Source organism: Hallella absiana, from assembly GCF_025457485.1.
Classification (GTDB): Bacteria; Bacteroidota; Bacteroidia; order Bacteroidales; family Bacteroidaceae; genus Prevotella; species Prevotella absiana.
This window is the reverse complement of record NZ_JAMXSP010000036.1, coordinates 1-24,653: the sequence shown is the minus strand read 5'-3', so window position 1 is coordinate 24,653 and position 24,653 is coordinate 1. Positions and strand designations below refer to the sequence as shown.

At 52.3% G+C, this 24,653-nt stretch carries 21 protein-coding genes; 13 read left to right on the top strand and 8 right to left on the bottom strand.

Features of this window, described 5'->3' with window-relative positions; translation table 11 throughout:
* The first annotated feature begins 419 nt into the window (after window positions 1-419).
* The 11 genes from NG346_RS12840 (at window position 420) to rpe (ending at window position 11,764) form a co-directional block, all read left to right on the top strand.
* A complete protein-coding gene (locus NG346_RS12840) occupies window positions 420-770 on the top strand; it encodes an NADH-quinone oxidoreductase subunit A (protein ID WP_154534098.1) in 351 nt (116 codons plus the stop codon).
* Entirely contained in the window at window positions 761-1,576 is an 816-nt protein-coding gene (locus tag NG346_RS12835) for an NADH-quinone oxidoreductase subunit B (protein ID WP_154534099.1), read from the top strand. Before NG346_RS12840 ends, NG346_RS12835 begins: the two co-directional genes overlap by 10 nt.
* Window positions 1,577-1,591: 15 nt before the next feature.
* Window positions 1,592-3,169, top strand: coding sequence for an NADH-quinone oxidoreductase subunit D-related protein (locus NG346_RS12830; RefSeq protein WP_154534100.1), 1,578 nt, complete (start codon window positions 1,592-1,594; stop codon window positions 3,167-3,169).
* A gap of 122 nt (window positions 3,170-3,291) precedes the next feature.
* On the top strand, window positions 3,292-4,377 hold the full coding sequence (locus NG346_RS12825; RefSeq protein WP_154534101.1) for a complex I subunit 1/NuoH family protein: 1,086 nt from the start codon (window positions 3,292-3,294) through the stop codon (window positions 4,375-4,377).
* Between the two features lie 7 nt (window positions 4,378-4,384).
* On the top strand, window positions 4,385-4,960 hold the full coding sequence (locus NG346_RS12820) for a 4Fe-4S dicluster domain-containing protein (RefSeq protein WP_262280065.1): 576 nt from the start codon (window positions 4,385-4,387) through the stop codon (window positions 4,958-4,960).
* A 5-nt stretch (window positions 4,961-4,965) separates the two neighbouring features.
* Complete coding sequence (locus NG346_RS12815; protein WP_154534103.1) at window positions 4,966-5,487, top strand: NADH-quinone oxidoreductase subunit J family protein; 522 nt, start codon at window positions 4,966-4,968, stop codon at window positions 5,485-5,487.
* The gene (gene nuoK, locus NG346_RS12810) at window positions 5,484-5,792 is read left to right on the top strand and encodes an NADH-quinone oxidoreductase subunit NuoK (RefSeq protein WP_154534104.1); all 309 of its coding nucleotides are present in this window, start codon (window positions 5,484-5,486) and stop codon (window positions 5,790-5,792) included. Before NG346_RS12815 ends, nuoK begins: the two co-directional genes overlap by 4 nt.
* A gap of 7 nt (window positions 5,793-5,799) precedes the next feature.
* A complete protein-coding gene (gene nuoL / locus NG346_RS12805) occupies window positions 5,800-7,761 on the top strand; it encodes an NADH-quinone oxidoreductase subunit L (RefSeq protein ID WP_154534105.1) in 1,962 nt (653 codons plus the stop codon).
* Window positions 7,762-7,797: 36 nt separating this feature from the next.
* A complete protein-coding gene (locus NG346_RS12800; protein WP_154534106.1) occupies window positions 7,798-9,321 on the top strand; it encodes a complex I subunit 4 family protein in 1,524 nt (507 codons plus the stop codon).
* A gap of 24 nt (window positions 9,322-9,345) precedes the next feature.
* Window positions 9,346-10,818, top strand: coding sequence for an NADH-quinone oxidoreductase subunit N (locus NG346_RS12795; protein WP_262279999.1), 1,473 nt, complete (start codon window positions 9,346-9,348; stop codon window positions 10,816-10,818).
* Window positions 10,819-11,110: 292 nt separating this feature from the next.
* Window positions 11,111-11,764, top strand: coding sequence for a ribulose-phosphate 3-epimerase (rpe, locus tag NG346_RS12790; protein ID WP_262280000.1), 654 nt, complete (start codon window positions 11,111-11,113; stop codon window positions 11,762-11,764).
* Window positions 11,765-12,025: 261 nt separating this feature from the next.
* On the opposite strand, the gene NG346_RS12785 is transcribed toward rpe, so the two are convergent.
* The 7 genes from NG346_RS12785 to NG346_RS12755 form a co-directional block, all read right to left on the bottom strand.
* Window positions 12,026-12,622 carry an RNA polymerase sigma factor gene (locus NG346_RS12785; RefSeq protein WP_262280001.1) on the bottom strand — a complete coding sequence of 199 codons (597 nt, stop codon included), beginning with the start codon at window positions 12,620-12,622 and terminating at the stop codon, window positions 12,026-12,028.
* A 248-nt stretch (window positions 12,623-12,870) separates the two neighbouring features.
* A complete protein-coding gene (locus NG346_RS12780) occupies window positions 12,871-13,971 on the bottom strand; it encodes an SGNH/GDSL hydrolase family protein (RefSeq protein WP_262288829.1) in 1,101 nt (366 codons plus the stop codon).
* A gap of 120 nt (window positions 13,972-14,091) precedes the next feature.
* Window positions 14,092-16,782: a DUF5686 and carboxypeptidase regulatory-like domain-containing protein gene (locus NG346_RS12775; RefSeq protein ID WP_262288828.1), complete on the bottom strand. Its 2,691-nt coding sequence runs from the start codon at window positions 16,780-16,782 to the stop codon at window positions 14,092-14,094.
* A 122-nt stretch (window positions 16,783-16,904) separates the two neighbouring features.
* Window positions 16,905-17,612 carry an HAD family hydrolase gene (locus NG346_RS12770; protein ID WP_262288827.1) on the bottom strand — a complete coding sequence of 236 codons (708 nt, stop codon included), beginning with the start codon at window positions 17,610-17,612 and terminating at the stop codon, window positions 16,905-16,907.
* A gap of 43 nt (window positions 17,613-17,655) precedes the next feature.
* Window positions 17,656-18,588 (bottom strand): CDP-alcohol phosphatidyltransferase family protein, encoded by a 933-nt coding sequence (locus NG346_RS12765; RefSeq protein ID WP_262288826.1) that lies wholly within the window; start codon window positions 18,586-18,588, stop codon window positions 17,656-17,658.
* A 54-nt stretch (window positions 18,589-18,642) separates the two neighbouring features.
* On the bottom strand, window positions 18,643-19,464 hold the full coding sequence (locus NG346_RS12760) for a hypothetical protein (protein ID WP_262288825.1): 822 nt from the start codon (window positions 19,462-19,464) through the stop codon (window positions 18,643-18,645).
* Window positions 19,457-20,188, bottom strand: a complete 732-nt coding sequence (locus NG346_RS12755; protein WP_262288824.1) for a sugar phosphate nucleotidyltransferase — start codon at window positions 20,186-20,188, stop codon at window positions 19,457-19,459. Before NG346_RS12755 ends, NG346_RS12760 begins: the two co-directional genes overlap by 8 nt.
* A 208-nt stretch (window positions 20,189-20,396) precedes the next feature.
* Here NG346_RS12755 and NG346_RS12750 point away from each other — a divergent pair, with 208 nt between their 5' ends.
* Window positions 20,397-22,496: a patatin-like phospholipase family protein gene (locus NG346_RS12750; RefSeq protein WP_262288823.1), complete on the top strand. Its 2,100-nt coding sequence runs from the start codon at window positions 20,397-20,399 to the stop codon at window positions 22,494-22,496.
* A gap of 72 nt (window positions 22,497-22,568) precedes the next feature.
* Here the strand turns inward: NG346_RS12750 and NG346_RS12745 are convergent, their stop codons facing one another.
* On the bottom strand, window positions 22,569-23,540 hold the full coding sequence (locus NG346_RS12745; RefSeq protein ID WP_262280009.1) for a GNAT family N-acetyltransferase: 972 nt from the start codon (window positions 23,538-23,540) through the stop codon (window positions 22,569-22,571).
* A gap of 106 nt (window positions 23,541-23,646) precedes the next feature.
* On the opposite strand from NG346_RS12745, the gene NG346_RS12740 reads away from it, so the two are divergent.
* Window positions 23,647-24,165: a KdsC family phosphatase gene (locus NG346_RS12740; protein ID WP_262280010.1), complete on the top strand. Its 519-nt coding sequence runs from the start codon at window positions 23,647-23,649 to the stop codon at window positions 24,163-24,165.
* Window positions 24,166-24,653: the final 488 nt, after the last annotated feature.

Sequence of the window (24,653 nt, the reverse complement as noted above, 5' to 3'; positions counted from 1 at the left end):
CTATCTTTTCTTGTTCCATGACCGCAAAGGTAAGCAAAAAAAATAGTTTTAGCACGCTATCATATCAAGTTCTTTGGTTAGGCAGCGGCATCCGTCCGCCACGGACAATCCCCCTTGGGCCGCATTTCGGCATGCCGCCGAGTAAGTACAAAAAGGAAGAGTGATGAGGCTTTGTACTGATGAACAAAGGATAGTGACGTTGTTACCAACCCGTGGTAATGCTGTTACCAATCCGTGGTAATGCCGTTACCAGCCTGTGGTAATGTGTTTACCAAACCGTGGTAATAATGCCAATCGCCTCATATCACAGAATTGACAAGCAGAGATAACATTTTTGGCTAAATCGTGTTCATGTTACAGAAAGATTTAGTAACTTTGCAAGCACTTAAGCGAATATTCAATAACGTTATCATTTTTTTATGAACTTCATTTTATTCATCACCGTTTTGTTGACGGCTGTCACGCTGGTGCTTGGCGCTTATGTCATTGCCAAGCTCATCGGTCCCCGTTCCTACAATCCGGTAAAGGGTGAGCCCTTCGAGTGCGGTATCCCCACGCGCGGCAGCAGCTGGTTGCCTTTGCATGCGGGTTACTATCTCTTTGCCATCCTTTTCCTGATGTTCGACATTGAGACCGTGTTGCTCTATCCTTGGGCCGTTGTCGTGAAGCAGTTCGGCTCACTGGCTTTGGTGAGCATCGGCTTCTTCCTGGTGGTTTTGGTTTTAGGCTTGGCTTATGCCTGGCGGAAAGGAGCATTGGAATGGAAATAAGAAAACCACACATCAAGAGCATTCCTTACGAGGAATTCAAGGACAACGAGACCTTGGAAAACATTGCTGCCGAGCTCAACGACGGTGGCGTGAACGTGGTGCTGGGAAGCCTCGATCAGATGATCAACTGGGGACGCAGCAACTCACTGTGGTCGCTGACCTTCGGTACATCGTGCTGTGGTATTGAGTTCATGGCTGTGGGCTGTGCCCGTTACGACTTTTCTCGCTTCGGCTTTGAGGTGACGCGTAACTCTGCCCGCCAGGCCGACTTGATCATGTGTGCCGGTACGATCACCAACAAGATGGCCCCGGTATTCAAGCGCTTGTATGATGAGATGGCCGAACCAAAGTATGTTGTCGCTGTCGGCGGCTGTACCATCAGTGGCGGTCCTTTCAAGAAGAGCTACAGTGTCGTGCGCGGTATCGACCAGATCGTGCCCGTGGATGTCTACATCCCTGGCTGCCCGCCGCGTCCGGAGGCTATCCTCTACGGTATGATGCAGTTGCAGCGCAAGGTGAAGATCGAGAAGTTCTTCGGCGGTGCCAACCACAAGATGACACGCGAGGAAAAAGCAGAGAGCATGGGCCTCGGTGGTCTGCATGGCATCAGCAACGAGAATCTCAGTGCTGCCAAAATTGGCGAGAAAACACCGATCATGGTCACTGCTTCTCCCAACAAGGAAGACCTTGAGTCCCTCGGACGTGAGCTTGACGCTCTCAAAGAGGAGGGAAAGGAATTTGAAGTGCACAAACAACCCGCTGCCGACACTCAGAAGGCTGCGGCAAGTGATAACAATCAACAATAAGGTAAGCGAACTGTCATGAAGTTAGAAAACAAAGAATTCGGTTTTGACAACTTTGCCGCTGAGATGGCAAAGCTGAAAAATGATAAGCATTTCGATTACCTGGTCACCATCATCGGTGAGGATTTCGGTCCCGAGGAAGGTCTGGGATGTATCTACATCCTGGAGAATACCGACAGCCACGAGCGCGTCTCTGTCAAGCAGATTGCCAAGAAGGTGGGAGAGACGGACTATGTCATCCCCTCTGTGCTGAAGCTTTGGCACGACGCCGACCTGCTCGAGCGTGAGGTCTATGATTTCTTCGGTATCAAGTTCCTCGGTCATCCCGACATGCGCCGCCTGTTTATGCGCAGCGACTTCCAAGGCTGGCCACTTCGCAAGGACTTCGATATGAGTCCCGAGAAAAACCAGTTCCCCATGACCGATGAGCCTGAGACCGACTGGACATCAGAGTGGAACCTCAACGACTGCGGTGATCTCGTGGAGACCAAGCACCGCCTGCTCGACGACGACGACTTCGTCATCAACTTCGGTCCTAACCACCCGAGTACCCACGGCGTGCTTCGTCTGAGAACTGTCGTAGACGGTGAGACCATCAAGCACATCTATCCTCACCTCGGATATATCCACCGCGGTATGGAGAAGATGATGGAGAGTATGACCTATCCTCAGACACTCGCCCTCACTGACCGACTGAACTATCTCTGCGCCATGCACCATCGTCACGCCCTCGTCGGTGTCATCGAGGAAGCTATGGGCATTGAGCTCAGCGACCGCATCCGCTACATCCGCACCATCATGGACGAGTTGCAGCGTATCGACAACCACTTGCTCTTCCTCGGAACGTGCGCCCAGGACCTCAGTGCCCTGACGGCTTTCCTCTACTGTATGCGTGACCGTGAGCATGTGCTCAACGTCATGGAGGAGACGACGGGCGGACGACTCATCCAGAACTATTATAGAATAGGTGGCCTGCAGGCCGATATAGACCCACACTTCGTGGAGAACACCAAGACACTCTGCAAATATCTCCGTCCTTTCGTACAGGAGTATCTCGACGTCTTCGGTGACAACGTCATCACTCACCAGCGTCTTGAAGGTGTCGGCTATATGAATCTTGAGGACTGCATCAACTACGGCGTCACCGGTCCTGCCGGACGTGCCGCCGGATGGAAGAACGATGTCCGCAAGAACCATCCTTACGATCTCTACGACAAAGTCAACTTCGAGCAGATCCTCGGTAAGAACTGCGACTCGATGGACCGCTACATGATCCACATCAACGAGATCTATCAGAGCCTGAACATCATCGAGCAGCTCATCGACAACATCCCTGAAGGTGACTTCTACATCAAGCAGAAGCCGATCATCAAGGTGCCCGAGGGCCAGTGGTGGTTCTCTGTAGAGGGCGGTGCCGGTGAGTTTGGTGTCTACCTCGACAGCCGTGGTGACAAGAGTCCTTATCGTGTGAAGATGCGCCCGATGGGCTTGACGCTCGCCGGTGCTTTCGACAAGATGCTGCGTGGCGAGAAGATCGCTGACCTCATTGCCACCGGTGCCTCTATCGACTTCGTAATCCCGGATCTGGACAGATAAAACGGAATGATGAATGATAAGTTTGGAATGATGAGTGATCAGTCGGCATTCAACACTGAACAGTCAGCATTGCGAAGGAAGTCATTTGGCATTCAACATTTAACATTCAACATTACTAAGATATGTTTGATTTCACAGTAGTAACACAGTGGTTTGACAATCTCCTCCGACAGACATGCGGGTTGGGGGACTTTTGGACAATCCTCATTGAATGTGTCGTGGTGGGTCTGATCGTGCTGACGCTCTATGCTCTCATCGCCATGTTCATGATATATTTCGAGCGTAAGGTCTGTGCGTTCTTCCAGTGCCGTCTCGGCCCTATGCGTGTGGGCCCTTGGGGTTCCGTACAGGTGGTGGCCGACGTGCTGAAGATGCTGATCAAGGAAATCTTCGGCGTGGACCGCTCAGACAAGCTCTTGTATGCGCTGGCACCGTTTCTGACCATCATCGCTTCAGTGGGCACCTTCTCGTTCCTGCCTTGGAACAAGGGCGCTGCCGTGCTCGACTTCAACGTCGGCGTGTTTATGGTCTCTGCCATCAGCAGCATCGGCATCCTCGGCATCATCCTTTCGGGATGGGGCTCCAACAACAAGTATTCTGTTATCTCTGCCATGCGTGGTGCCGTGCAGATGATTTCTTATGAGATGAGTCTCGGCTTGTGCATGGTCACGGCAGTGGTGCTTTGCGGCACTATGCAGCTCAGTGGCATCATCGAGGCGCAGACAGGTCCTTGGAAATGGCTGATCATTCAGGGTCACATTCCTGCCATCGTCGCTTTCATCGTGTTCCTGATCGCCGGTAACGCAGAGGCCAACCGTGGTCCGTTTGACTTGGCTGAGGCTGAAAGTGAGTTGACTGCCGGTTACCACACCGAGTACTCCGGTATGGGCTTCGGTTACTTCTATCTGGCTGAGTACCTCAATCTCGTGGTCATCGCCGGACTGGCTACCACTATCTTCCTGGGTGGCTGGGCACCACTGAACATCGGTGTTGCCGGTTTCGACAACGTGATGAACTATATTCCCGGCTTCGTGTGGTTTGGTGGTAAGATGCTTGTGGTCATTTGGGTGCTCATGTGGGCCCGCTGGACTTTCCCCCGTCTGCGTATCGACCACATCCTGCAGCTCGAGTGGAAATATCTCATGCCGCTGATGCTCCTCACTCTCGTGGTGATGACCGCATGTGTGGCTCTTGGACTTACTCTTTAATAAATATATAGAAATGTCAAATCAATCATATTTCGGCGGCATTAAGAATGCTGTGAAGACATTGACTACGGGATTGAAGGTGACCATGAAGGAGTACTTCACCCCAAAGTCAACGGAGCAGTATCCCGAGAACCGCAAGACCACGCTCCACGTCTCTGCCCGTCACCGCGGACGTCTCGTGTTTAAGCGCGTGGAGGATCCCGAGGATCCGCAGGCCGTGAAGCGCGGTCTGAAAGTCGGCGACTACAAGTGCACGGCATGTACCATGTGCGAAAAAGCATGTCCCAACGACACCATCAAGATCACTTCTCACATGGAGACCGATCCTGAGACGGGAAAGAAACACAAGGTGCTCGATGACTATCAGTACGACTTGGGCGACTGCATGTTCTGCGAACTCTGTGTCAACGCTTGCAACTTCGATGCTATTCACTTCACCAATGACTTCGAAAACGCAGTCTTTGACCGTAGCAAGCTCGTCATGCACCTCGACAAGGAGGTTTATCAAGGAGGCAGCCTGCCCAACCTCATCGATGGCGGCGCACCTTTGAAGATTGGAGAGTTTAACACCAAAACCAAGTAAAGACAATGGCTAATATCGTAATGTTTTGCATCTTGGCTGTAGTCATCCTTGGCTCAGCCGTGCTGTCGGTGTTTACCCGCAGCATCATGCGTGCCGCCACGTTCCTGTTGTTCGTGCTGTTCGGCATTGCCGGCATCTATTTCCTGCTCGACTACACCTATCTGGGCGCCGCGCAGATCTCCATCTATGCCGGTGGCATCACCATCCTGTACATCTTCGCCATCTCGCTTGTCAGCAAGCGTACACTGCAAAACCTCACCAGTCGCTTCAAGGGCGTGAGGGTCGTGCAGGGAGCGCTCATCTCGATCGTGGGATTGGCTACCGTGGCCGTGGTGCTTCTGAAGAATAAGTTTATAGACGCTGCCTGCAGTGTCGCCGACGTTGAGGTGCCCATGGCCCAGGTGGGTAAGGCACTCGTCGGCTCTGGTAAATATGAATATGTGTTGCCGTTTGAGTTCATCTCCCTCTTCTTGTTGGCATGTATCATCGGTGGCATTATGATCGCAAGAAAGGAGGACAAGAAATGATTCCCGTTGAATGTTATCTCGCGCTGAGCACCCTGCTGTTCTTCATCGGCGTGTTTGGCTTCGTCACTCACCGCAATTTGATCGCCATGCTCATCTCTATTGAGTTGGTGCTCAACTCGGCTGACCTGAACTTTGCAGTGTTCAACCGCATTCTGTTCCCCGGACAGTTCGAGGGCGTCTTCTTCACGCTGTTCTCCATGGGCATCAGTGCTGCCGAGACCGCTGTGGCGTTGGCCATCATCATCAATGTTTACCGCAACTATCACAGTGACCAGGTGAACAGTATTGAAAACATGAAATTCTAAACGAACCATGCAATACAGTTATTCATTCTTGATACTGCTTCTGCCTTTCCTGAGCTTTCTCTTGCTCGGACTCCTTGGCATGAAGATGAAAAAACCGGTTGCGGGCATGATCGGCACGGCTGTCCTGGCTGTGCTGTGGGGTATGAGCCTGTACACCGCTTACGAATATTTCTTCGCCGTGGGGCGTGATGCCTCCACGGGACTCTATCCGACTGTGACCGTGTTTAACTTCACATGGCTGAAGTTTACCGAGGCCCTGACGTTCAACATCGGTTTCCGTCTGACTCCTATCAGCGTGATGATGCTTATTGTCATCACCACGGTGAGTATGATGGTTCACATCTATAGCTTTGGCTACATGGCCGAGCGCGACGAGAACTATAAGAAGGAAGGCTACGAGAAAGGCTTCCAGCGCTTCTATGCTTTCCTGTCGCTCTTCACCATGAGTATGCTCGGACTGGTAGTGGCCACCAACATCTTCCAGATGTATCTCTTCTGGGAGCTCGTGGGTGTATGCTCTTACCTGCTCATCGGCTTCTACTATCCCAAGCACGCTGCCGTGCACGCTTCCAAGAAAGCTTTCATCGTCACGCGTTTCGCCGACTTGTTCTTCCTCATCGGTATCCTGTTCTTCAGCTACTATGTGGGTACGTTCAACTACGATCTCAACGCTGACCCGACCTTGGCAGGCCGTCTGCCTCATGCTGCATGGATCATGCCTACCGCACTGTTCCTGATGTTCATCGGCGGTGCCGGTAAGAGTGCAATGTTCCCACTGCATATCTGGTTGCCCGACGCTATGGAGGGTCCAACACCTGTCAGTGCCTTGATCCACGCCGCTACGATGGTTGTCGCCGGTGTCTACCAAGTAGCCAGCCTGTTCCCCATTTGGATACAGTACGCTCCTAACACACTTCATTATGTCGCATACATTGCTGCCTTCACAGCGTTCTATGCTGCTGCTGTAGCTTGCTGCCAGCGTGACATCAAGCGTGGCCTGGCCTTCTCGACCATCTCACAGATTGCTTACATGCTCGTGGCTCTCGGCGTTTGCACATCTATGGAGGGCGAGGGAAGTGTCGGCTATATGGCCAGCATGTTCCACCTTTTCACTCACGCCATGTTCAAGGCTCTGCTCTTCCTCTGCTCCGGTGCTATCATTGTCATCATCGGCAGCAACTTCAAAGAGTATATGGGCGGCCTGCATAAGTACATGCCTATCACCAACATCTGCTTCCTCATCGGAACGATTGCCATCAGCGGTTTCTGGCCGTTGGCTGGTTTCTTCTCTAAGGATGAGATTGTGGACGCTTGCTTCCACTTCTCTCCCTACATGGGTTGGTTCATGACTTTGGTATCAGGTATGACCGCCTTCTACATGTTCCGTCTCTATTATGTCATCTTCTGGGGCAATTCTTACTACGAGGCTGATCCCGAGCACCGCCGTCGCCCGGCCGAAGTCCCCTTCATCATGTGGGGACCCTTGGTGTTCCTGGCTATCATCAGCTGCGTGGCAGGATGGATTCCTTTCGGTCACTTCGTTTCTGCCAATGGCTTGAGCGAGGATATTCCTTTGCAGAGCTTCCACTTCGGCATGACTGCCTGGTGCTCTCTGGCTGTGGCAACAATCGGCTTTGCCCTTGCCACTTGGATGTATGCCAGCGGCAAGAACCCTGTGCCGGATATGCTCGAGCACCGTATGCCGAAACTCCACAAGGCTGCCCTCAACCGCTTCTACATCGACGATGCCTGGCAGTTCTTCACTCATAAGATTGTCTTCGGCTGCTTCTCTATTCCTATTGCCTGGTTCGACCGTCACGTCATCGACGGCATGTTCAACTTCTCGGCATGGGCAACACAAGAGGCCGGCGAGACGATCCGCCCGTGGCAGAGTGGCGATGTCCGTCAGTATGCTATCTGGTTCCTCACCGGTAGTGTGGCGCTGACGCTGATTCTGCTTTGCATTTAACAACATCGAAACATTCACTTAGACTGAAATAAGAAAATGACATTTTTAACGTTTTTCGTCGTTATACCTATTCTGATGTTGCTTGCCCTGTGGCTGGCTCGCAACGACAGTCAGGTGCGTGGCGTCATGGTCGTAGGTTCTACGGCTCTTCTCGCCCTTGCCATCTATTTGGTATTTGCCTTCCTGGAGGCGCGCGAGACCATGCCGGCAGAGAAGTTCCCCTTCCTCTTCGGCGACGCCATACCTTGGTTCAAGCCCTTGCACATCTTCTATCGCACGGGCGTGGACGGCATCTCGGTGGTGATGATTCTGCTTTCTGCCATCATCGTCTTCACCGGTACCTTTGCTTCTTGGCAGCAGCACCCAATGCAGAAGGAGTACTTCCTTTGGTTCACCTTGCTGTCTACCGGTGTGTTTGGCTTCTTCATCTCTGAGGACCTCTTCACCATGTTCATGTTCTACGAGGTTGCGCTGATTCCTATGTACCTGCTTATTGGCGTTTGGGGTACTGGTCCTAAGGAGTACAGTGCCATGAAGCTGACGTTGATGCTCATGGGCGGTTCCGCTCTGCTCATCATCGGCATCCTTGGCATCTACTTCTTCAACGGACAGTATAGCGGCACCTATACCATGTCGGTCGTGGAGATCGCTGCTTCCAATGCTATTCCGGCATTTATCCAGAAGATCTTCTTCCCGTTCATCTTCATCGGTTTTGGTGTTCTCGGCGCTTTATTCCCGTTCCACACTTGGTCTCCCGACGGTCATGCTTCAGCCCCGACGGCTGTGTCAATGCTCCACGCCGGTGTGCTGATGAAGCTCGGAGGTTATGGTTGCTTCCGCATTGCCATGTATCTGTTGCCCCAGGCAGCTCACCAGCTCTCTTGGATCTTCCTCATCCTTACCACCATCTCAGTGGTCTATGGTGCGCTCTCCGCTTGTGTGCAGACCGACTTGAAGTATATCAATGCTTACTCTTCCGTGTCTCACTGCGGCATGGTGCTTTTCGCTCTGCTGATGATGACCCAGACTGCTTGCACAGGTGCTATTCTGCAGATGCTCTCTCACGGTCTGATGACAGCCCTTTTCTTCGCTGTCATCGGTATGATCTATCACCGTTGTGGCACGCGTGACGTGCGTCGCTTGGGCGGATTGATGAAGATCATGCCTTTCCTGGCCGTTGCCTATGTTGTTGCCGGCTTGGCCAACCTCGGTCTTCCAGGCTTCTCTGGCTTCGTCGCAGAGATGAACATCTTCGTCGGTTCTTTTGAGAACCCCGATCTGTTCCACCGTACCTGCACCATCATCGCTTGTACCTCTATTGTCATCACCGCTGTGTATATCCTGCGTGTTGTCGGTAAGATCCTGTATCAGCAGGTTCCCGACCAGGCTTATTACAAGCTTTCTGATGCTTCTTGGGACGAGCGTATCGCTGTGGGCGGCTTGATCTTCTGTGTAGCCGGCCTTGGTATGGCTCCACTGTGGGCACAGAATATCATCAACGATGCCATGGCTCCTATGTTGCATCATATCCTTAGCGCAGGTGTTGTCGCTGGCATGTAATACGATTGAAAAGAGAATAAAGTTATGAATATAGATTATAGTCAATTTCTTAATATGATTCCGGAGGCCACGCTGACGGCTATTCTGTTGATCGTATTCCTTGCTGACCTGTTCACAGCTCCCCGCTCCGGTGAGAGTAAGGTGCGCAGCTGGTTCAATCCGTTGGTGTGTGTGCTGATGCTGGCTCATGTCTTCATCAACATTTTCCCGACAGCCTCTGCTACTGCTTTCGGTGGTATGTATATGACCAATCCGAGCGTGGGTGTCATCAAGACGATTCTCGCCTTTGGTACGCTTATTGTCCTCATCCAGTCGCGCGAGTGGCTGCAGCGCCCAGATACTAATTTCAAGGAAGGAGAGTTCTACGAACTCGTCATCTCTACGCTTCTCGGTATGAACATGATGGTAAGTGCCAATCACTTCCTGCTGTTCTTCATCGGTCTTGAGATGGCTTCTGTGCCTATGGCCTGCCTTGTCGCTTTCGACAAGTACCGTCATCACAGTGCAGAGGCCGGTGCAAAGTTCATCCTCACCGCTACTTTCTCCAGTGGTGTGATGATCTACGGTATCAGCTTCCTTTATGGTGCTACGGGCACACTCTACTTTGATGATGTCGTGAAGAACATTAGTGCTACGCCACTGACGATCATGGGCATGGTCTTCTTCTTCAGCGGACTGGGCTTCAAGATATCTTTGGTTCCTTTCCACTTCTGGACGGCAGATACCTATCAGGGTGCTCCGACCAATGTCAGTGGTTACCTGAGTGTCATCTCTAAGGGTGCTGCTGCCTTTGCGCTGTGCTCCATTCTGATGAAAGTCTTTGCTCCGATGGTAGAGTACTGGCAGTATATGCTGATGATCGTCATCGTGCTGTCTATCACCATTGCCAACCTCTTCGCCATCCATCAGAAAGATCTGAAGCGCTTCATGGCGTTCAGCTCTATCTCTCAGGCCGGTTACATCATGCTGGCTGTCGTTGGTGACTCTGCTATGGGTGTGACGGCTCTTTCTTACTATGTACTCATCTATGTGGTAGCCAACCTCGCCGTCTTCTCCATCATCTCTTCTGTAGAGGAGCATAACAATGGTGTGGTGAGCATGGATGCCTACAATGGCTTCTACAAAACCAATCCGCGTCTGGCTTTCCTCATGACGCTGGCACTGTTCTCCTTGGGTGGTATTCCTCCGTTCGCCGGAATGTTCTCGAAGTTCTTCGTGTTCATGGCAGCAGCCAACGGCGCACAGGTCACTACGACCATCGGTGCTACCATCTATGCAGTAGTCTTCATTGCCTTGGTCAACACGGTGGTGAGCTTGTACTACTATCTGCTCATCGTCAAGGCCATGTTCATCAAACACAACGAGAATCCGTTGCCGACCTTCAGTGCCCATGTCAACACGAAGCTGGCACTGGCTCTCTGTACACTCGGCATCATCGCCTTCGGTGTTTGCAGCTATGTCTATGACTGGATCCAAGCTGCGTCGGTGATGCAGTAATTAGGACAGAATAGTAACATACAAAATAAAAAAGGCTGTGGAAAGTTTCCTTCCCACAGCCTTTTTTCTTGCTTCTTTATAATAAAAGGTAGCAAACTCCGTTATAAGTATATTCGTATTACAATAAAATATGTCCGCCTATGAAGTATTCTACTCCCAAAGAATGTGTACCTTCAGAGTTATCGTTGTATATCATTCGACAGATTGCTCACACCTATCGTATTGACAGGCGTAGTTCGGAAGTGGCTGTTCATTGTATGAACTGATGACGGATCAAAACCGATAAAGCAACATGAAAACTATCGTTTCTCCTTCTTTGCTTGCAGCAGACTTTACGAATTTGCAAGCTGATATAGACATGATCAACCGCAGTGAAGCTGATTGGCTGCACTGCGATGTGATGGACGGTGTGTTTGTCCCTAACATTTCCTTTGGCTTCCCAGTGTTGGAAGCAGTGAAGCGCATTTGTACGAAGCCGCTTGACGTGCACTTTATGATTGTCAAGCCTGAACGTTATATCACCCGCACGGCAAAGCTTGGCGCTATGATGATGAATGTTCACTATGAGGCATGTACGCATCTCAACCGTACTATTCACGAGATTCATGAGGAAGGGATGAAGGCTGGCGTGACGCTGAATCCGTCTACACCTGTCTGTATGTTGGAGGATTGTATCCAGGACGTGGACATGGTGTTGCTGATGAGTGTCAATCCTGGCTTCGGCGGTCAGAAATTTATTGAGAACACTTATATGAAGATTGGCCGACTAAGAAAGCTGATCAAGGACAGCGGCTCAAATGCGCTGATCGAAGTGGATGGTGGCGTGAATGCAGAGACAGCGCCGAAGCTCAAGCGCGCCGGCGTGGATGTGCTTGTCAGTGGAAGCTATGTGTTCAAGGCAAAGGAGCCGGAAAAGGTGATCTCTGCCTTGGCAGGCTCTTTGTAGATCTCTTGCGCGTGTGGTGGCAGGGGCTTTGTGGGTAAGCGTCACGATATATCGTGACGAACAGAACTCAAGGCGAATACGCGCTGAGAATTGGCTTGCCATCCTTGGAAATTAGGGCGAAGACTTGTGGTCGTTCTCCGTTGTGTTCGTCACGTTACAACGTGACGCGGGTACTCTATTTGTGCCACAGATCATCTTGGCGGGCCACGCTTACTTCGATGTCTCTTGCCGCTTGCGGCAAGGGACTTGATGGGTGGGGGGCTACTCTATTTCCAGCACAATCCCGTTTTTCTTTGCCATCTTCCTCATGTTCAGCACAGCGTAGCGCATGCGGCCGAGCGCCGTGTTGATGCTTACCTGCGTAGCGTCGGCGATCTCCTTAAAGGACATCTGCTGGTAGAAACGCATGAAGACCACCTCGCGTTGCGGGTCGGGGAGCTTGTCCATGAGCGTCTTTACGTCTCTGAGCACCTGTTCGTTGACGTATCTTCCCTCTCTGTTGCCCTCCCAGACTTGGCTGTGACGCAGTTTGCCGAGGTCATTATCCTCGTTGGGCTCCACGATATGGCGTGCTTTTTTTCGGCGGAAGGTGTCCATGATCACATTGTGAGCGATGCGCATACACCATGCTGCGAACAGCCCCGATGGTTCGTAGAGTCCGTTCTGCAACTTCACGATGATCTTGACAAAAGTCTCCTGGAAGACGTCGTTTGCCAGTCCCTCGTCGTGGACAACAAAAAGGATATAGGCAAACAACTTGTTCTGGTTGCGTGATAACAGGATGTCGAAAGCCTGATTATTGCCCTCCATGTATTTGATGGCCAACTGTTCGTCGGTCATTGTCTTGAGCTGTTCCATTTTCTTAATGCTTTTAATTAAGTAAATGTGTTGTCGATAGGCTTTCTTTGTTATTGTTATTGTTATTGTTATTGTTCATAGGCAAAGGTAGTAAAAAACTATAAGAGTGCCAAATTTTTAACACTCCATCTACAATATTTCTAATGAAACGACGTTGAGAGAGGTCTTTGCTCTTCCCAACGTCGTCGTTCCTTGTGGCTGCTTCTCACTTTTCAGAAGCGCCAATCATCCATAAAAAACTTTGTGTCTTAGTCCTTGAAGATATTCTCTTTCAGAAACTTCGTGAGTTCCTCGGCCATCTTCTGGTGCTGAGCCTTGCTGGGATGATAGTCTGCTCCATAGCCGAGGCTACCGTCCTGCGGCGTGAAGTCGAAGCGTAAGATGCGCTTGTCGCCTTTCTTGGTGAGCGTCATCTTGATATTGTCGAGCGCCCTTTTGACGATGGTGTTGGTCTCTGTAGGCAGCATGGGACCGCTCAATAGTACAATGAAAGCCTGGGGATAGCAACTTCTGACGTGGCGCACAAGTCCGAGATAGGATTTCTCGTAAAGAGCTGCGTCGTAGGCCGGCATTGAGAAGTCATTTGTTCCGAGGTTGATGCAAACCACGTCGGGTGTCCAACGCTTAAAGTTCCACAGCTGTGTGCTATCGTGGTAGAGCGTGAGATCATACATCTGAGGCATGGCATCTGGTGATCCTGTTGCTGGTCCGCCGTAGTTGCGGTATGCGCCAATACCGCTTCGTGAGATGGAGAAGTGCTGAGCGCCTAATGCCTCAGAGGTCAGTGTGGCGTAGCTAAGCCAGTGATTCTCCGTCTCGTCGAGGTAATGGTCATCGCCGAGGGTGTCTTCCACGCCGTAGCCACAGGTGATAGAGTTTCCGATGAACTCTATCTTGCGCTTGGGCAGAGGGCCTGGAGTGACGAGCTTACAGCCCTTGTCGAGGACAAAGCCGCGGAAAATGGCATGACGGTCAAGCCCCTCGATAGTATACATCAGCCTGACGCTATGCTCACCTTGCGACAGTGCTGTAGCAAGCTGAACGACAGAGTCTCGCTCGCTGTTGAAGGACACCTTGAACGGTGTAGCGTTGTCGATGGAGCACATAAAGTATCCGCTTTTGGGCTTAGCCACCATGCGCAATGACGTACCTTGGAAGCGTGCACGAATCTCAATGCCCGGCCAGTTGAATGTAGGCTGGTCGGGATTGCTGTCGTTGATGCGTCCTATATATTGAATCAATGGGTTGGACGGTTTCACCCATACTCCCTCGACGGGCAGCGTGTTGACTGCCCGGCAAGCGGAAGAGAAGGTCAGCATGGCAATGATTGCGAATAGTATTTTCTTCATAGATGTTTGGTATTATTAGCCAGTCTGTGTGTCCTATATATAATAAGGTGTCCTTAACATTATAATAAGGAGTCTCTTAGATAGGAAAAGTGTCCTCAATATATAATAAGGTGTAGTCCCTTAGAAAGTCAACCTCATCATCAACCTGATGCCATTCTTATGTGCTGTCGGCAGCTCGTTGTAGTTGCAGCGGTGGACATATTCCACGTGCAAGAGCTTGAAGATGTTGTGCACACCAGCGATAAGCTCCACGTAGGGTTTGTGTGGATCCATGACGTAGCAGCCCTCGGGGAACTGCATGAGCACAGAAGAGTTGGCGTTCTGTTCCAGATAAGGATTGTTTTCGTCGGTGAGCTTACCCCAGAGAGCCTTCACACCGATATACTCGCGCCACTTGAGCTTCTTGAGCAATGGTATGCGGTTGAAGATCTTACCGTTAAGGTCCCAACTGGCATCGAGACTGGCGTAGCGGTCGTTGAGGAACTCCATGTTGTTGATCAAGTTAAACGTCTCGTCCTCGATGATATAGCTCAGATTGGCAGCCGGCATAATCAGCAAGGGGTAGGGCACACGGTTCCACTGTGCTCCCGCCTTGACGTTGATATCGATTTTACCCCAACTGTTCATCCAGAAGCGCTTATAGATACCAGCTTCCGTGAAGTTGTATTTATAGTCGCCGCCGAGCACATTTTTCAGTCCCATGGTATGTCCGAGCGTAAACACGGGTGCGTCGAGGTTGATCGGCAGACGGCGCTGCTTAGTGTTGATATAAGTGCGTCCGGGTGCCAGCTGGAATTGCAGGCTGAGTTCCGTGGTACGTATCTTACCATTGTGGATGAGGTCACCGACGGGCGTATTTTCCGGTGTCGTGTAGCTGAACCCACTATTCAGCGGGTTGAAGAAGAGAGCGCCGGCAGCCTCGTTTTCCTCAGTCTTCAGTCCGAATGTGGTTTTCAGTCCCCATTCCTGCTCATATTCAAACTTCAGTTGCTGTCGGTTGTAGAACATCATCTTGTCCACCTTTGCCCATTTGAAGGCTGTGAACACATTGTCCTTGTCGGTTTGCATAAACTTATCCGAAGGCGACATGATGTCGTAGGTGGACTCAAAGGAGATCGTGCGCTTGGGGAACTCGCGCGGCAGATAGTCCTTTTTGTTCAACGAGTAAGTCAGCATCGCGTCGTAGTAGTTCTTCTTCGAGTGGAAGCCGTGGGCGTAGTAGCCTTGGAAAAACCAATGCTTGTTGAGGTTGGCGGTTGTCTGTCCGCTGACGCGCGCACGGTATCCGTCGATGAAGTTTTTGGTGATGAGCGTGTTTACCGGTCCGAAGTCGAACTTACTCGGATGGTTTTCATCACCGGTTTCCACGAAGTTTTCGATAAACGCCTTGGCGCCGAAGATGATATACTTAAAGCCTTTGATTTGCTCGATACGATGCACAAAAGCACTCATGGAACTCTCGCTCTTCGTGAGTTCCACCGTTCGGTATTTATTCCAGAAGGCTTCGTCTCGCATCTGCGAGTCCGCCTCTCTCTTCACCTTTGCCTTACCCTTGAAGAGCTGTTTCGCCAGCGGCTGGAAGTCATAATCGCTCAGTCGTGTCGTTCGTGTGATGAGCACCTTGCTCAGGAACTTAGCCACCTTCATCTCTACGATCATATCGTCGACGCTCAGAGCCCACTCACCATTAGGGAGCTTGCGGTATTCCTGCTGTATTTGCAGGTTCTCCACAAAGTTGACGTCGCTGCGCTTAGGGATAGTGAGGTTGCATCGCTTGACGTGCAGCGACGAGTCGGCAAGGATATACAGTTCTCCGCGGAATCCAAAGTCCTGCTGGTTGTTGGGAATGAACTGCAGGTGATAACAAAGATCGTGATCGACATATACGGTGTCCTCGATGTAGAAGCGGTAGAAGGCGATTGCATCCTTACCAATCGGCGAGGTGAACGGATATTGCAACAGACGCACTTGGTCGTCGTAGATGTCCACGTCGGTAAAAACATCCTTCATGGCCACCGTCATGATGTCACCTGTCTGTATGAGCTGGTTGACGCCGGACGAGCTCTGGCCCATGACGATGTCCTTCTCATTCTTGGGGTCTTTGCGGAAGAGGTGTTGTGTGACCGTCTCATCGACGGTGAGCGGCAGAATCAGCTTACCGTTGTAGGGGCTTGTCTCCACCTGGTCGAGTAGCCACTTATGCTTTCCGATGAATCCCGAGTCGATGTCAGCCGGTGTGATGTCGTTGATGGCCATGGTGAGCTTTTGGTATTTGGTATAGCTCAGATAATCGTGGTTCTCGAGATTGGTGCGTTTTTTGGCGGCGATGACTCGCTTCATCAGTTCCACGGCAGGGTTGTTCTTTCGGGAGTAATGTGCACGTTTCGACTTCACGACGACTTCTGCGAGCTGTCGTGTGTCGGGTTTCAGCTTCACGTTGAGCACCTCCGGTGTAGATGCGTTGATGGTGATCGTCTTCGGCTTATAGCCCACAGCGGTGAAGGTAAGCTGCCAGCCATTGTGTCGCTCGATGGTGTATTCACCCATGGCGTTGCCGCTCACGGCGATGTGATGGCCGCGGTAGGTGGCACTGGGGTAGAGGATGGTGTCGCCTTTTTCCGCGTCGATGACCACGCCACGGATCTGGGCGTGGGTGGCGAGAGAGAAGAAGAGGAGGAGAAAAAGGGAAAGGAGAGCCTTCCCCCACACAGCCTCACCCCCTCGCCCCTCTCCGAGGGAGAGGGGAGTGAAATGTCTGCTCCACCCTTTGACGTCTCGCCAAGTGTGTATGATGTTACTATATAGTTTCATTGTCGTTTTGTCTGTTAATACCTATTTATATCCTTAATTGTTATCCTTGCAATCTTTAATGAGGTATGCTGATATTTCAACATTCAGCAATTCAACACTCAACATTCATCATTCAACATTCATCATTCACCCTTGATGAGCTCTTCCAAGTCCGTGATGACTTTGTCGGGAATGCTTTCGTCGTATTCTTTCTTTGTCCATCCTTCCCCTTTCATCCAGATGGCATGGCAGCCGGCAGCCAGTGCGGGTTCAATGTCCTTGTAGAAGCTGTCGCCCACGACGACCACCTCCTCTGGCTTCAGTCCCAGTCGCTCTACCCCTATGGAGAAGATACGTGGGTTGGGTTTGCGGATGCCCACCTCAGCCGACTCCACAATACTTTTGAAGAAGACGTCGAGGCCAAACTCCTTGAGCACCGTGGCGATGTTGCCATAGAAGTTACTTACGAGCACCATCGGATAGCGTTTGTGCAGCACGGCGAGCACCTCACGGCTGTGAGCAGTGATCGTTTTCACCTTGCCATAGACATCCTCCAGCACGGCATCGTGCTTTTTTCGGAACATCTCCTCGTCGGCATCCCATGCGCCGGAGGTGCAGAGCTGTTCCATCTCCAGGCGTATCTTCACCTGCAGCGTCTTGTAGAAAGTGTAGTCGGGTTGTATGATCGGACTGTTGCCCAGCGTGCGCTCGCCGTAGACATAAGCGTCGCGAAACTGTTGTTCGGTCACTGGCACCTGCTGCCGCTGATAGGCGTGCCAGAGCATCTGTCCCCAGTGGCAACCGGCAGTGTCGAGCGTGGCACCATAGTCAAAGATATATCCTTTAATCATTGTCGTTGTTCTTAATACCTATTGTTTGAATATCATGTAGAGCTTACAGTTTTTCTGTCAGCCGCCCACAAAGCGTCTCATGACGCTTGTGCATGTGGATATAGAGCATGTTGAGTGGGATGATCTCCACCAGGAGATAGATCCATGGCATGTTGATCAGGCAACATATATATAAGGTGATGGCTCGCACGTTAAACGTCAGTGCGTTGGTCATCGGCATGAGCGGTCGGCTGCCGTTGAGGAACTCTGTCTTCAGAGCGTCACGTTTCTGAGGGTCGAGGGTAGGCATCGTCTCTTTCCATTTTTTGAAGAACTGCTGGAACTTCGGGGTACGCTGTTCCTGGCTTTTGCAGTAGTTGGCGTAGGTGCGGTAGAACATTCGTGCGAAGAGCTTGTTTTTCGGTGTGCTCTCGTAGACAGCGCGCTGCTGAGCATAGTTGTCGAGTTCCGATCCCTCCTTGCCTTTGAGGAAGAAAAGGTGGATCTGGCGGTAGTAGTCAGCCAACGAGCTTTGTGGCGAGTGGCTCATGAAGCCAGCGATGATCGCCATCGCCCATATCCAGATGCCCCAGTGCAGATGTGTGCCGGGGATATACTGTCCCATCATGCGGAAGGCAAGGGCGAGATAGATGAAGACAAACCATACGTCGCCCGACGCACCGTCGAGCACACGGCCCACAAGAGTCTTCTTCCCTGTCAGTCGCGCCATCTGTCCGTCGGTGGAGTCACAGAAGTTGGCCAGCATCAGCAGCGCCACGCCAAGGATGTTGTGCGGCAGGTCGGTATAGTAGAACATACAACCGGCGGCAGCACCGAGGAAGATGCTCAGAATGGTGATGGCATTGGGATGCACGCCGAGTTTATTCCAGAAGAGCGCAAAAACCAGTCCGATGGGGCGTGTGAAATGCACGTCGAGCCATTCTTCTGTATCGTTGGATTTAAAAGATGCTTGTAAGAGTTCCTTAAATGTAGACATGTATCGTGATTTCTTTATGATTCTTATCTTATGGTGTGAATATCTTGTGGTTGCTTATTGCCGGCCTTTTGCGATGATCTCCTCGGCGATAGCCTTTGCCGCCTCTTCGCGGCAGCGTGAGAAGCTCGGCCAGTCGTTGAAGTCAATGAAGAAGAACCTTCCCCACTCGTCGACGATGGCGTCGCCGCCGTAGGCCGTCACTCCCGTGAGCTCAGCCAGGCGGAAGGCATCCTTGCGCAGGGCATCCTCGTCAAAGGGATAGTGCTGTGCCGTGCCGTTGCGCCGCTCATCGCCGAACTTGCTGAAGCCGCCGTCGGTGGAATAGTAGTAGCGGAAGAGGCGGCGGCCTACACCGTAGAACTTCACCAAATCGCCCTCGACATGCGCGCTGGTGACGTATTCATTGATGCCGCGTGCTTTGAAGGCGGCAATAGCCTTCAAGAGAGCCTCTCCGTCAGGGCAGAACACCACGTCGTTTTTGCTTTGCGCGGCAGCGTCGCCCCGCTTGAGCCATGTGCCGTGCTCGCCTTGCCTGTCGGGCATGGGTATGTGGTGGCATCGCATGAGCTTGTCAAGCAAAGCGCGTTGGCAGTGGTTCACACCCGCCACGCTGTTGACGCACTGTGCGCCCTCCGCCGTTCTTCGCCCTAAAGCCTGCAGGGCTGCCGTGGAGCGCGCCATGGTCACATAGACCCTTGCCGCCGTCGGTGACTTGACAAAGTCGTCTTCGTCGATGACGGGGATGGGGGCCGTGAGCGACAGCTTGCGTCGCAAAGCCTCGCAGACAGCGTGGAGAATGGCGTCGTCGCGGTCGACCGAGTTGGGCGAGAAGCGTGGTGCCCGCCTCACAGCGATGATTTTCTCTTGCTCACTCATGGTTGCCGGCGATGAAGTCTTCCGCCTTCTTGATGTCCGTGGCGTGGTCGATGTCGAGAACCTTAGAGAAGGCAAACGCCTTCAGCTGCCGTCCGTCGCGGATGAGTCCCCGTTGGAAGTTGCGCATGCGGCTTTCGCCGAGATCCATGCAGCGATGGAGCGTGTCGATGGCATTGGGTGCCAGGCCATAGATGCCGCCGCTGATGTAGGTGCAGTGCTGGCTGTTGTCGTCGTAAAATCCTGTGACGCGCATCTCTCCATCCGTGCCGACATAGAGAGGCTTCTCATCGTCGATGTAGTCAGTGACGCCCATCAGTCCGTCGCCACCCTGCCGGAGGTAAGCCTGAAACTGCCGGATGTATTCGCCGAACTCTTCTTCTCGGAAGATCGTGTCCACCGTCGTCAGCACGAAAGGCTGTCCGGCGAGCATCGGGCTCAGCTCAAAGAAGGAATGCATGCTGCTCGGTGTGCTTTTCACCTTCAGCCGCAGAGGGATGGTATGTCCTTCCAATCCATTGTTGATGATTTCGCGCAGATGTTGCTGCACATCGGTCATCTGCCCGTTGCAGATCACACAGATCTCTTCCGCGTCGTGCTCCATGAAGATGCGTATCAGACGGTCGATGAGACGTTCGCCGTGGACGCGTACCAAAGGCTTGGGATCCTTGATGCCCTCAGCAGCGAGCCGTGAACCTTCACCGGCTGCTATAATTGCATATCTCATAACAAATACTATTCTTTTACTCTACTCTATGTTCAGCGTCATTCTCCCCTCGGCAAGAAATCCGTGCAACGTACGAAAATGGCACTTACTATCTAATTTATCTACAAAGGTATAGAGTTCTTGGGAGACATAGAAAACTTTTTAGCTTTATTTTGGTTTTCAGTGAGTTTTTGATTATATTTGCAGCAAAATAGACGATACTACGCTTATGAACAGACTCCTTTTGTCCGTGCTTCTTCTCTTGGCAGTCTGCTGCCAACTGCCTGCCGCGCCGTGGCTTTCCTCGCGCTCTTCCGGTGTGGCGGATAGCAGTGTTGCCGACACGCTTCCCCGTGTCGTGTCCCATCAGCGGCCCCGCGTGGCGGTGGTACTTTCCGGTGGTGGCGCGAAGGGCATGGCGCACATTGGCGTGCTGAAAGTGCTGGAGCGGGCGGGCATACCCGTCGACATCGTCACGGGCACGTCGATGGGCAGCATTGTCGGCGGTCTCTATTCCGTGGGACTCTCGGCGACACAACTCGACTCACTGGTGCGCCGTCAGGACTGGCCTTTCCTCTTGAGCGACCGTGCCGTCTATTCTTCCGAGGACCTGGAGGGGCGGCGTGTGCAGTCGACTTATTTTTTCTCCAAGACGTTGCGGTTGCATAAGCGCCATCTGACCGGTGCGACAGGAGTCATTGAGGGCAAGAACCTGATGCGCCTCTTCCGGCATCTCACGGTCGGCTACACCGACTCGATGAGCTTCGACAGCTTGCCGCGTCGCTTTGCCTGTGTGGCGACCAACATCGTCGACAATACGGAGTACGACTTCCACAGCGGCGTGCTGGCCGAGGCGATGCGCACGAGCATGTCCATCCCCGGCGTGTTCACCCCCGTGAGAAAGGGCAACTGTGTGCTGGTCGACGGCGGACTGCGCAACAACTATCCCGCCGACCTGGCACGCGCGATGGGTGCCGTGTATGTCATCGGTGCCACCGTGCAGGGACCGCCCAAGACAGCTGACGACCTGGCCAACGGCTCCTCTGTGCTGGGACAGATCGTCGACGTGAACTGCAAGAACAAATACGACGACAACCTCAAGCTCACCGACATTGCCATCCGTGTGGACACACGAGGCTACAATGCCGCTTCGTTCACCCCCGCTGCCATCGACACGCTTATCCGGCGTGGCGAGGAGGAGGCCATGCGCCACTGGGACGAGCTCATCGCCTTGAAATGTCGCTTGGGATTGGGCGACGACGCGGCTGTACCGACGCTCAGTCCGCATGCTGGAGCACTGAAGCCCTTGGATTTCTCCGCGCCGGAGGCTCAGCCGTCCGACCCGTCCGACGAACTGCAGGGAAGCCTTGGCGTGCGCTTCGACACTGAGGAGAAGGTGGCCATGCAGATGGCCGGTACATGGATCTCAGGCAGAAAGCCGTTCCGTGTGGCTGCTGTCGTCAGGCTCGGACGCAACTATAAAGGGTCGCTCTACGGCGGTTGGAGCCTGCCGCGCGGCACGGAGATCGGTGTGGGCTATACCTATGCCTACCACGATCTTGACTTCTACCATGGCGGTGACAAAAGTTTCAATGCTACCTTCGCCCATCATCAGGCCCGCCTGAGCATGATGAACATCAACGTGCGCAACATGGCTATGGACGTGGCTCTGCGCTTTGACGGCTATGACTATCACTCCGTGCTCTTTGCCGCTTCCTCTGGCAACAACGAGAAGCCATCCGATGATCATTTCTTCAGCTACCATGCCGCGCTCCACTACAATAGTGAGAATGCGGGACTCTTCCCCGTGCGCGGTGCCAGCTTTGTGGCGGAGTATGCTTATTTCACCGATAACTTCACGGGTTACAACGATCACAAGGGCTTCAGCGAGGTCAATGCCAACTGGCGCATCTCCTTGCCGCTCTCGCATCGGTTCACGTTGCAGCCGCTGCTCTACGGTCGTCTGCTCTTCGGCAAGGAGATTCCTTACATCCGTCGCACATTCCTTGGCGGTCCGTGGTTCTCGCACTATCTCGAGACGCAACAGCCCTTTGCTGGTACCCACCACATCGAGATGACCGATCTTCACTACGTGGCCGCTCAGCTACAACTGCAATATCAGCTGACCACCAACAATTTCATCCTTCTCCAAGGTGCATGGTCGCAACACAACGACCGCCTTGCCGACATCCTGCGCCAAAAGGGCGACTGGGGCGTGCAAGCCGCTTACTACTATCGCACCATGTTCGGTCCGCTTGGTGCCAGCCTTGGTTGGGCCAGCGCGCAGCGCGACCTGAGTCTGATGATCAACTTGGGATTTGAGTTCTAAAGGATGGTCTGCAATGGACAGAACAACTATTTGACTTGACATGTCGCTAATACTCGCAAGCAGCAAAGGCTATCACTCTTTCCATATCCACGACAGCAGCTTGTTGAGCCAACCTATAGAGAAGCGGAACCAACGGTACTTTGCCACGGGCTTGCCACCGAAGCGGAGGATGAACTCGCGGAAAGGATTGTTGGGATAAGGCAGCCCGGCATCGAGGAAATAGATGTGGGCATAGTTGTGTTTCCACGCCCAGATGATCGCCTGCCACACGGTCATCATCGCGGGATGAAGCCACGCATAGCGCTTGCGGAGGGAAGCGAGATACCACAGATAAGCGTTGCCCTCGGAATAGACACAGACGCAGCCGCCAATCAGACGTCCCTTGTAGAGTGTGGCAAAGAGACGGCCGTTGTCGCTGCGGTAGATCTCGGCGATCTGCTTCTCCGGCGGCACGACACGATGCACCTTCCACCGATAGAAGCCGCGCACCAAATGAACAAAGCGGTCGAGATCCTCCTCCGTGGCCACCTCACGGGTCTCTACTCCTTGTGAATAGATATGCTCTATCTTTTTCAGCATCTTGGGCTGCAAGCGGTCATGGGGATCCATGGAGTGGAGCGAGTTGTGGATTTCCTGCCAGGGAACAGGGAAGAAGCCTTGGGAACGGAAATACTTATAGCCAAACATCTTGCGGGAAATGTCACTGAACTCGATGGAGAAGCACAGCCGACGGCGCAGGCGGCGGACAAGCGCCGCAAGGAGCAGTCCAAAGACTTCCTCTCTGTTCACGTCCTCGGCATAGTCGCCTTCACCGTAGGCGTGAGCCTGCCAATAGAGCAACGGCATCCACGAGGCACGCAACAGAAAGACGAGGATGTGGCCGACCACCCTACCCTGCTTGTCGGTAGCCACTGCCATACACGGCCGCTGTCCCGGAGTGCGCTCGACGATATGGAAGAGCTCCGGACTATGGTAGAAGTTGCCACCATCCATGGGCGGCAACGTGTCTCCACGTGTATAGATTGCGGTCTGATACTGCGACATTGCTACAGAATGTTTGCTTAGTGGCAAAATTAATATAATTCAAGGGAAACACAAAATAAAGTTCCACTTTTATTTTGTAACTTTGCGTCAAAAATCATACAAAGCCATGATCAACTACGATTTGCGGCGCATTCGCGCCATTGTCTTCGACGTCGACGGTGTGCTGTCGGCCTCAACGGTAGGTATGGATGCTCAGGGCATGCCGCTGCGCACGGTCAACATCAAGGACGGCTACGCCATTCAGCTGGCCGTCAAGCGTGGGCTGCGTATTGCCATCATCACGGGCGGCAGTTCTGAGGCCATCCGCAAGCGCTATGCTTACTTAGGTGTGGAGGACATCTTCATGGGCAGCGCGATGAAGAAGGAAGTCTACGCGCGCTTTCTTGAAGCCAACTGTCTGACCCACGACGAGGTGCTCTATATGGGCGACGACATCCCCGACTACGAGGTGATGAGTCTCGTGGGCTGTCCCTGCTGTCCGGCCGACGCCTGCGCAGACATCAAGAAGATCGCGCTCTATGTCAGCAGCTACGACGGCGGGCATGGCTGCGCCCGCGATGTCATCGAGCAGGTGCTCAAGGCGCAAGGCAAATGGATGGACAGCGCAAAGGCGTTCGGGTGGTAAGGCCCTTACCTACTTTTTGAGGGAGGGCTAACACTCCGCATTGCGGGATCAAGAAGATCGGCGAATATAAAAAGCATGAATACATGATATTTATATCCTCCATATTCTATATATTCGGCTTTTTTCGATTCCATCAAAGATGGAGCGTTAAAAGTCTAAAACCATTAAATCAAAACTATTAAATCCGTACAAGTAAGTTCTTAGGCAAAAGTGACAGTTAACCTCGTCACTTCAGAGATTCAAAAGACTCCTTGAAATATTTATCAAACCACTGACAATAATGATCGGTTATCACATGTTTGCCCGAAGACCCTATGTGTAAAGCCACAATATCACCGAAGTCTGTTAGACCATCAACAAATAGAATACTCAAGTTTCGCAAGTAGATGATTATACTTAAAATTTAACAATTATTGCCAATAAAAAAGGCTTTAAGATTTGCCCAATTCGTTAAGAATTAGTAACTTAGTAATCGCCAAACAACTAAG

Coding starts and splice junctions, on each gene's coding strand:
- NG346_RS12750 (WP_262288823.1), top strand. CDS start 20,397: ATGAACAGACTCCTTTTGTCCGTGCTTCTTCTCTTGGCAGTCTGCTGC.
- NG346_RS12825 (WP_154534101.1), top strand. CDS start 3,292: ATGTTTGATTTCACAGTAGTAACACAGTGGTTTGACAATCTCCTCCGA.
- nuoL (WP_154534105.1), top strand. CDS start 5,800: ATGCAATACAGTTATTCATTCTTGATACTGCTTCTGCCTTTCCTGAGC.
- NG346_RS12770 (WP_262288827.1), bottom strand. CDS start 17,612: ATGATTAAAGGATATATCTTTGACTATGGTGCCACGCTCGACACTGCC.
- NG346_RS12765 (WP_262288826.1), bottom strand. CDS start 18,588: ATGTCTACATTTAAGGAACTCTTACAAGCATCTTTTAAATCCAACGAT.
- NG346_RS12795 (WP_262279999.1), top strand. CDS start 9,346: ATGAATATAGATTATAGTCAATTTCTTAATATGATTCCGGAGGCCACG.
- NG346_RS12775 (WP_262288828.1), bottom strand. CDS start 16,782: ATGAAACTATATAGTAACATCATACACACTTGGCGAGACGTCAAAGGG.
- NG346_RS12840 (WP_154534098.1), top strand. CDS start 420: ATGAACTTCATTTTATTCATCACCGTTTTGTTGACGGCTGTCACGCTG.
- rpe (WP_262280000.1), top strand. CDS start 11,111: ATGAAAACTATCGTTTCTCCTTCTTTGCTTGCAGCAGACTTTACGAAT.
- NG346_RS12815 (WP_154534103.1), top strand. CDS start 4,966: ATGGCTAATATCGTAATGTTTTGCATCTTGGCTGTAGTCATCCTTGGC.
- NG346_RS12800 (WP_154534106.1), top strand. CDS start 7,798: ATGACATTTTTAACGTTTTTCGTCGTTATACCTATTCTGATGTTGCTT.
- NG346_RS12780 (WP_262288829.1), bottom strand. CDS start 13,971: ATGAAGAAAATACTATTCGCAATCATTGCCATGCTGACCTTCTCTTCC.
- nuoK (WP_154534104.1), top strand. CDS start 5,484: ATGATTCCCGTTGAATGTTATCTCGCGCTGAGCACCCTGCTGTTCTTC.
- NG346_RS12785 (WP_262280001.1), bottom strand. CDS start 12,622: ATGGAACAGCTCAAGACAATGACCGACGAACAGTTGGCCATCAAATAC.
- NG346_RS12835 (WP_154534099.1), top strand. CDS start 761: ATGGAAATAAGAAAACCACACATCAAGAGCATTCCTTACGAGGAATTC.
- NG346_RS12830 (WP_154534100.1), top strand. CDS start 1,592: ATGAAGTTAGAAAACAAAGAATTCGGTTTTGACAACTTTGCCGCTGAG.
- NG346_RS12755 (WP_262288824.1), bottom strand. CDS start 20,188: ATGAGATATGCAATTATAGCAGCCGGTGAAGGTTCACGGCTCGCTGCT.
- NG346_RS12760 (WP_262288825.1), bottom strand. CDS start 19,464: ATGAGTGAGCAAGAGAAAATCATCGCTGTGAGGCGGGCACCACGCTTC.
- NG346_RS12740 (WP_262280010.1), top strand. CDS start 23,647: ATGATCAACTACGATTTGCGGCGCATTCGCGCCATTGTCTTCGACGTC.
- NG346_RS12745 (WP_262280009.1), bottom strand. CDS start 23,540: ATGTCGCAGTATCAGACCGCAATCTATACACGTGGAGACACGTTGCCG.